The organism is Sphingomonas mollis (assembly GCF_016427505.1).
Taxonomy (GTDB): Bacteria; Pseudomonadota; Alphaproteobacteria; order Sphingomonadales; family Sphingomonadaceae; genus Sphingomonas; species Sphingomonas mollis.
Genome location: NZ_JAELXS010000001.1, coordinates 745,373 through 752,214 on the forward strand (window position 1 = coordinate 745,373; position 6,842 = coordinate 752,214).

Annotated in this window: 9 protein-coding genes; 4 read left to right on the forward strand and 5 right to left on the reverse strand. The window is 61.9% G+C overall.

Annotated elements, in window-relative coordinates; genetic code table 11:
- Positions 1 to 222 precede the first annotated feature (222 nt).
- From JAO74_RS03435 to JAO74_RS03445, 3 genes are read left to right on the forward strand one after another with little or no spacing between them, the layout of a single operon-like run.
- Positions 223 to 804: an SRPBCC family protein gene (locus JAO74_RS03435; protein WP_199035007.1), complete on the forward strand. Its 582-nt coding sequence runs from the start codon at positions 223 to 225 to the stop codon at positions 802 to 804.
- Positions 804 to 1,982 (forward strand): zinc-dependent alcohol dehydrogenase, encoded by a 1,179-nt coding sequence (locus tag JAO74_RS03440; protein ID WP_199035009.1) that lies wholly within the window; start codon positions 804 to 806, stop codon positions 1,980 to 1,982. Before JAO74_RS03435 ends, JAO74_RS03440 begins: the two co-directional genes overlap by 1 nt.
- A gap of 13 nt (positions 1,983 to 1,995) precedes the next feature.
- Positions 1,996 to 2,790, forward strand: coding sequence for an SDR family NAD(P)-dependent oxidoreductase (locus tag JAO74_RS03445; RefSeq protein WP_199035012.1), 795 nt, complete (start codon positions 1,996 to 1,998; stop codon positions 2,788 to 2,790).
- A gap of 99 nt (positions 2,791 to 2,889) precedes the next feature.
- On the opposite strand, the gene JAO74_RS03450 is transcribed toward JAO74_RS03445, so the two are convergent.
- Positions 2,890 to 3,237, reverse strand: coding sequence for a hypothetical protein (locus tag JAO74_RS03450; protein ID WP_199035014.1), 348 nt, complete (start codon positions 3,235 to 3,237; stop codon positions 2,890 to 2,892).
- Between the two features lie 144 nt (positions 3,238 to 3,381).
- On the opposite strand from JAO74_RS03450, the gene JAO74_RS03455 reads away from it, so the two are divergent.
- On the forward strand, positions 3,382 to 4,524 hold the full coding sequence (locus JAO74_RS03455) for an SDR family oxidoreductase (protein ID WP_199035021.1): 1,143 nt from the start codon (positions 3,382 to 3,384) through the stop codon (positions 4,522 to 4,524).
- Positions 4,525 to 4,553: 29 nt separating this feature from the next.
- On the opposite strand, the gene JAO74_RS03460 is transcribed toward JAO74_RS03455, so the two are convergent.
- The 4 genes from JAO74_RS03460 to JAO74_RS03475 form a co-directional block, all read right to left on the reverse strand.
- The gene (locus JAO74_RS03460; RefSeq protein ID WP_199035220.1) at positions 4,554 to 4,712 is read right to left on the reverse strand and encodes a hypothetical protein; all 159 of its coding nucleotides are present in this window, start codon (positions 4,710 to 4,712) and stop codon (positions 4,554 to 4,556) included.
- Between the two features lie 251 nt (positions 4,713 to 4,963).
- The gene (locus JAO74_RS03465) at positions 4,964 to 5,158 is read right to left on the reverse strand and encodes a hypothetical protein (RefSeq protein ID WP_199035023.1); all 195 of its coding nucleotides are present in this window, start codon (positions 5,156 to 5,158) and stop codon (positions 4,964 to 4,966) included.
- Positions 5,159 to 5,424: 266 nt separating this feature from the next.
- Positions 5,425 to 5,985, reverse strand: coding sequence for a DUF1993 domain-containing protein (locus JAO74_RS03470; RefSeq protein ID WP_199035024.1), 561 nt, complete (start codon positions 5,983 to 5,985; stop codon positions 5,425 to 5,427).
- Between the two features lie 317 nt (positions 5,986 to 6,302).
- A complete protein-coding gene (locus JAO74_RS03475) occupies positions 6,303 to 6,620 on the reverse strand; it encodes a DUF6894 family protein (protein WP_199035025.1) in 318 nt (105 codons plus the stop codon).
- Positions 6,621 to 6,842: the final 222 nt, after the last annotated feature.

Genomic DNA, 6,842 nt, shown 5'->3' on the forward strand with positions numbered 1-6,842 from the left:
ATTCGCCTTGGCCGACAAAGGCTTTGCTCCTTCGGCCTTATGGGCTGCGACCATGCATGGTCAGAGGTTCGTTCCGGCGAAGGGCCGCGCCGATCAGGCGGTCGTTGCTATGAAATGATCGAAATATCAAAATGATGAAGGTGCCGATCCGGGTCGCCGGACGTTGAACCCCGCGACATCGACGATACCGCGACAGGTATCCTGATCCTGCAGGAGAACAAGATGAGCGACGATCCGATCGTGCATGGCGACGACGCCCCGCCATCAAGCTGGAAAAAGGGCGATGCCCCCGATGCCATGGGGATCGGCGATACGAAGGGCGACAGCATCGTCGGACGAACGGTGACGATCAACCGGCCTGTCGGTGAGGTCTTTGCCTATTTCCGGGACTTCACGAACCTGCCGACATTCATGGAAAACGTCGTGTCGATCGAGGTACTGGACGAGGCCCGTTCGCACTGGGTGGTGAAGGCGCCTGCCGGCCGGACGGTCGAATGGGACGCGAGGATCACCGACGAGGCGCAGGATCGCTTCATCGCCTGGACGTCGGAACCCGGCGCTGACGTCGCCAACAGCGGCCGTGTCGACTTTCAGGACGCCGGGGCACGCGGCACCGTCGTTACCGCGACGATCCTCTACGATCCGCCCGGCGGCATCGTCGGCAAGATCGTGGCCAAGATGTTCCAGCGCGAACCCGCCATTCAGGCCCGCCGCGACCTGCGCCGGTTCAAGCAGCTGATGGAGACCGGCGAGATCGCCACGTCCGCCTACACTGCCCGGCAGCTCGAAGAGGAAACCAACTGATGCGCGCTCTGGCATGGCATGGACGCCACGACGTCCGCGTCGACACGGTCGACGACCCCGAAATCCTCAACCCGCGCGACTGCATCATCAAGGTGACGTCGACCGCAATCTGCGGCTCGGACCTGCACCTTTACGACGGCTATATCCCGACGATGAAGGCCGGCGACATCCTCGGTCACGAGTTCATGGGCGAGGTGGTCGAAACCGGCCCGAAGTCGACGCTTCAGAAGGGTCAGCGCGTCGTCGTGCCGTTCACGATCGCATGCGGAAGCTGCTACCACTGCGGCAAGCATCAGTATTCGGCGTGCGACAACGGCAACCCGGCGGACAACCAGGATATCGGCATGGAGCTGTACGGCCAGCCGATGTCGGGGCTGTTCGGCTATAGCCACCTCACCGGCGGCTATGCGGGTGGTCAGGCGGAATATGTCCGCGTTCCGTTCAGCGACGTCGGCCCGATCGTCATCCCCGACGGGGTCGATGACGACACTGTGCTGTTCCTGTCGGATATCCTGCCGACCGGATGGATGGCGGCGGAGAATGCTGATATCGAACCCGGCGACACCGTCGCGGTCTGGGGCTGCGGTCCGGTCGGGCTGTTCGCGGTGCAATCGGCGTTCTTGATGGGCGCCGCCCGCGTCATCGCCATCGACCATTTCCCGAAACGTCTGGAGCTCGCGAAGAAATTCGGGGCGGAGACGATCAACTACGAAGAAAGCGCGGTCTACGAGGCGCTGATGACGATGACCGGCGGGATCGGCCCCGATGCGGTGATCGACAGTGTGGGACTGGAGGCGCACGGTTTCTTCGTCGACAATGTGATCGACCAGATCAAGAAATCGACGTTCCTCGGCACCGATCGCATCCATTCGATCCGACAGGCGATCGTCGCCTGCCGCAAGGGTGGCCGCGTGTCGATGCCCGCGGTCTATGGCGGCATCGTCGACAAATTCCCCCTGGGCGCGTTCATGGAGAAAGGGCTGACGCTCAAGACCGGGCAGACGCATGTCCAGCATTACATGCCAGCCCTGCTCAACGCGATCATGGAGGGGAAGATCGACACCACCTTCCTGATTTCGCACCGCATGGACCTCGAGGACGCGCCCAAGGGATACAAGATGTTCCATGACGACCAGAACGAAGTAACGAAGATCGTGCTGAAACCCGGCTTCAACTGAGAGGATATCCGACATGGCTGACAGAAACGGCAAGTTTGCGATCATCACGGGCGCCTCGACGGGCATCGGCTTCGAATTGGCAACGCTCGCGGCGAAGGACGGGTACGATATCCTCGTCGTCGCCAATGAATCGCTGATCGAGGCGGCCGCGACGGACTTTCGCCAGTTCGGCACCGACGTGCAGGCGATCGAGGCGGATCTCTCGACGATCGACGGCGTCGATGCTTTGCTTTCCGCAGCGGACGGGCGGCGGATCGATGTGCTGTGCGCCAATGCCGGGCACGGTCTGGGCAGCGGCTTTCTCGATCAGCGGGTCGATGATTGGCGCTCGGTCGTCGATACCAACATCACCGGGACGCTGTACCTGATGCAGCGGGTGATGCCGGCGATGGTCGCGCGCAACGATGGCAAGGTGCTGGTCACGGGATCGGTGGCGGGCTACATACCCGGTGCTTTTCAGGCGGTCTATAACGGGTCGAAGGCGTTCATCGACAGCTTCACCGAAGCGTTGCGCAATGAGATCAAGGATGCCGATGGCGTCACGCTGACGACGCTGATGCCCGGTCCCGTCGATACCGAATTCTTCGATCGGGCCGACATGAACGACACGTCGGTCGGCGCCGATCCGAACAAGAGTGACCCGGCCGATGTCGCGAAGGACGGCTGGGACGCACTGATGGGCGGCAAACCGTCGATATTCTCAGGTTGGAAAACCAAGCTGCAGGGCGTGCTGGCCAATGTGACGCCCGGATCGGTACTGGCGGAGCAACACCGCAAGATGGCCGAGCCAGGCAGCTCGAACGATTGACCGATCAAGAGCCTGCTCCCCGGAGCAGGCTCCACGTCTACTATCAAATCTTTCTGTGGTCAGTGGAATGACGTCCCGGATGCGAAAATCCGCCCGGGATTACGCGCTACCCGGTGTTCCGGCGTCGATGTCTTCGCCGCCATTGCCCCCGCCGGCACCCGACCCGCTGCCGTGGACCTCGCCGGTTTTCGCATCGACCCAGCCGCGTTTGCCGCTGTCAGGCGGAATATCCCGCTTCTCGTCCTGCGTCTGATCGATAGCATCATGAGTGGACGCATCGCCCGTCAGCGGATGGCCGCTCGGATGCTTGCGACCCTCTGCCTCTTCACGTTCACGCAGATAGCCCTGTCCGGAATAGCCGGTCGGCTGATCGAACGCGTTGTCGCTGGGATCGTGGGCAGGATCAGCACCGGGATGGCTGGCGTCAGGCTTGCTCGGATCGGTCATGATCTTCTCCTTGGACGGTCAGAACAGGTGGCACGGGTCCGACGTTCCACCTGACGACCGACCACAGAGGCGGATCGATCCCGTTAGCTGCCCGTTCGCTGACCTATCGCCGCCTCGTGCCGAGCCGGCCGACGAGGACATCCGATGCCGATCAAACTGAAGCCGCTTGTCGAACAAGTGCTGGTCGTCACCGGCGCCACCAGTGGAAATGGCCTCGCCACCGTCGAGGAGGCCGTCAGGCGGGGGGCCGCCGTCGTCGCGGTGTCGCGTAACGAAGCGGCGCTGATCGCGCTGCGGGATCGCTTGGCGACAGATAGCGGACGGATCGCGATCTGCGTCGCCGACGTCAGCGACCTCGCCGCGGTCGAACGGGTCGTCGATGTCGCGGTCGGCGCATTCGGTCACTTCGACAGCTGGATCAACAATGCCGGTATCGGCACCTATGGCACGCTCGATCAGGTGCCCGTCGCCGACCATCGCCGGGTGTTCGACGTGAATTACTTCGGTGTGCTGCACGGCTCGCTGGTGGCCGCCCGTCACCTGCGCGGTCGCGGCGGGGCGATCGTCAATGTCGGCTCGATCCTCGGCGACCGGACGATTATCCAGCAAGGTCCCTATTCCGCGACCAAGCACGCGGTGCAGGCGTTGACCGACACGCTGAGGATGGAACTGGAGCATGACGGGGCGGGCGTCTCCGTGACGCTGATCAAGCCCGGGGCGATCGATACGCCGTTTCCCGAACATGCACGCAACTTCATGGACCAGCCGCCCCGCCTCCCTCCGCCGCTGTACGCGCCGCAGGTCGTGGCAGACGCCGTCCTGTTCGCCTGTGCCCATCCCCGCCGAACCCTTTACGCCGGGGGCGGCGGGCTTCTGTCCTCCATCCTGTCGCAGGCCGCACCGCGCCTGACCGATGCCATCATGGAATGGGCAGGTACGGGTTTGCAGCAGAAACCGACCGACCCCGGTAACCCATTCCGGCGGGACAATCTCTACCGTCCCCGCGCCGCTGCGCTGCGGGGAAGCCAGGACGTTCACGCCAGAAAGTCGAGCCTCGCGCTTCAGGCCCAGAAGCCATCTTCGCCGGTTCTGGTTGCCGGTCTGCTCGGTGCCGGTCTTTTCCTTGTTGCCGGTCGGTACATGACGCGCGGCCGGAGGGAAGGGGAGGGCCGATCATGTCGGACGGAGGGCGATTTCGACATCGCTGACGTTAGGCGGGGGCAATGTATTCGGCGCCCACGAGGCGCGCATTTATCAGTCGTTACACGAAAACGGACTTCAGCCTGACCGGGCGATTGGCGCGTCGATCAAAGCGATCAACGCTGTCCTGATCGTCGGATCGACTTCAACGCGGCCGTCGTGGCAGCGCTCCTCGTGCCGTTCGCCGCCTTGCTGGAAAATCTCTCCATGGTCTTCTTGCCCAGCAGCCGCTGCAACTCGCGCACCTGAGCCTTCAGCGCTCGGTACTCATACACCGACTATCCGACCTTCTCTTCCGGTGTCCACCGCCTCCGGCTGCACACCGGAAAGGACCTCGCCGTCATTATAACGCCTGGTCGTACCATCAGTCATATGCACCACTCTTATCCAGGAGCGAGTTCCTGTCGGGTCATTTGAGCGGCTATCCCAGAAGCACACTGGGTGAGATCATGCTAATCTCGCTGGCGTAAGCAAAGCCACGCCGCTTTTCGCTATGTAACGCAACGGGTCGGTATCCCGTTTCAGGTCAGCGTCGCGGTGAATGGTCCGGTGGTTCGACACCAGCATCAATGTGCTCACCGACATTACGCTCTTCCCGGCCCTCCATGGGATGGCGGTTGGAACGACGGCGCAGGAAGAGGGCAAATCCGATCGCTGCGATCAGAAAAACCACAACCAGGGTACCGAGATTCAGCGACGCTAGAAAGTTCGAAGATGACATGATTTCTAGACCTTCTGTGGCCCGCCCGACTGATCAACCATTGCAATAATGTCAGGTTCCCGATCCTCCCGGCGAAGGATCCGAGATCGAGATGTTGCGGAAATCGATAAATGACAAATTTCAGGTTGCAGCCGCTAACCTGACGCCCCCTCGAGGCGTACAAGGTTCAGTGAAGGCGACAAAAGCAGACATCCTGTATTTTCGTAAGTCTGAGCCCCGTTCGTAGTTGACTGGCGGGCCGATGGGGTGGTGGCCATATGGTTTCTTCAGGACATGGCGGATGGACGAAAATAAGGGAACATGTGCGCGGCATAATCTGCCTTTCCCAGGTCGATGCCCTGCGCTCGAAGGATCGAATATGCGGTCACCACGTGAAAGTAGAACTGCGGCAGCGCCCAGTCGCGCACGTATTGCTCCGCTGTCAGGTCGAGGGTCATTCCGTTCGGCAGCGCATGAGCGATCGGAGCGGCAGGTGCGATGGTGATGCCACGCGCTGCGGCGGCCTCTATCACTGCGATCGTCTCCCTGATCCGGCCGTGCGCGTCCGCAAGTGTTCCGGGCCGCTCGCCGGCGTTGCGCCCCTCGTCGAGCAAAGTCTCCAGCGACGGGGGAAACTCCTGCTCCAGCAACCGAAACACTCCTTCCTGCGCCTGACGGCACGCAAACCGAACCTGTGTCGCCAAGGGGAACATATCGGGCGCGAGCCGTGCAGAGAGCAAGCTTTCCGCTTCGTTGACCGGTCGTTGCGCTTCAGCCTTGGCCAGCCATTTCGATAATGCCCCCAGCATTTGTACGTAAGTCGGCACGAGAAGATCGGACAGGGTCATGGAAATGGCTTTCCGTAGCGGATCGGAAGTCCGACCCAAGCCGGTGCGAAGACGAGCGTCAAGCGATCTGCCAGAGCGATGCGTGGGTCACCAACCGGAATAAGGTTCGCGCTTTCGACGCCCCAATGACCTTGGGCAGTCGGGTCGATTGATGCAGGCCTGCCGGTACAGCGATCTCACCCATGATGCTGACAGGACCGACATAGCTCCCTTCCACACAAGACGTGCCAACGGGTCATCACGTCAGCATGGAACGAAGGCCGAAAACAGGACGCGCAAAGCCGTCTGAACGACCGCAATCGGGTCGATCTAGTATTTTACCCTTGTCCGTTCGGGCGTAGTCTGCATTCATCGACAGGACCGGCATCTGCGGGTTGCCGCCGGGGCGGCTCCAGCGATCGTCCGGCCGCAGATGATTGCCCGTCCAGATAGATGTCCCAGAGGATCAGCCCGGTCTCATCGGTGACGGTGACGGTCCACGGTCGCGAGCCCCAGAATATCTCCGGTGCGTCCTTCATCATCTGTCCGCAGGTTCGGATCGCAGCCTGTCGTGCTTCGACATAGCCGGCGTACTCGACACCCTCGACATCGGTATGGCAAACCTCGGTCTGGGTATGGAAGAAGAAACGCGGCATAGCGGCTCCAAAACCCGCTGCCTGTCCGGAAGCCTGGCTGATAAAGAACCCGGCGGACGCCCTATCGATCCCCGATACTCAAGTATGCCTCGGTATCGATCAGCGCCCCCTTCGAAGGGCGATGAGGACAATTTCGTGTCTGACTGGAGCCGCTGCACGGCCTTGGGTGCACGCAGCGGCTCCCACGCACGGTCAGCGTGACACGGCCAAGGGGAGGCTGTG

What these genes read in the sequence shown, in the direction of transcription:
- JAO74_RS03435 (WP_199035007.1), top strand. Translation starts at nt 223, where the DNA reads ATGAGCGACGATCCGATCGTGCATGGCGACGACGCCCCGCCATCAAGC.
- JAO74_RS03475 (WP_199035025.1), bottom strand. Translation starts at nt 6,620, where the DNA reads ATGCCGCGTTTCTTCTTCCATACCCAGACCGAGGTTTGCCATACCGAT.
- JAO74_RS03465 (WP_199035023.1), bottom strand. Translation starts at nt 5,158, where the DNA reads ATGTCATCTTCGAACTTTCTAGCGTCGCTGAATCTCGGTACCCTGGTT.
- JAO74_RS03455 (WP_199035021.1), top strand. Translation starts at nt 3,382, where the DNA reads ATGCCGATCAAACTGAAGCCGCTTGTCGAACAAGTGCTGGTCGTCACC.
- JAO74_RS03445 (WP_199035012.1), top strand. Translation starts at nt 1,996, where the DNA reads ATGGCTGACAGAAACGGCAAGTTTGCGATCATCACGGGCGCCTCGACG.
- JAO74_RS03440 (WP_199035009.1), top strand. Translation starts at nt 804, where the DNA reads ATGCGCGCTCTGGCATGGCATGGACGCCACGACGTCCGCGTCGACACG.
- JAO74_RS03470 (WP_199035024.1), bottom strand. Translation starts at nt 5,985, where the DNA reads ATGACCCTGTCCGATCTTCTCGTGCCGACTTACGTACAAATGCTGGGG.
- JAO74_RS03450 (WP_199035014.1), bottom strand. Translation starts at nt 3,237, where the DNA reads ATGACCGATCCGAGCAAGCCTGACGCCAGCCATCCCGGTGCTGATCCT.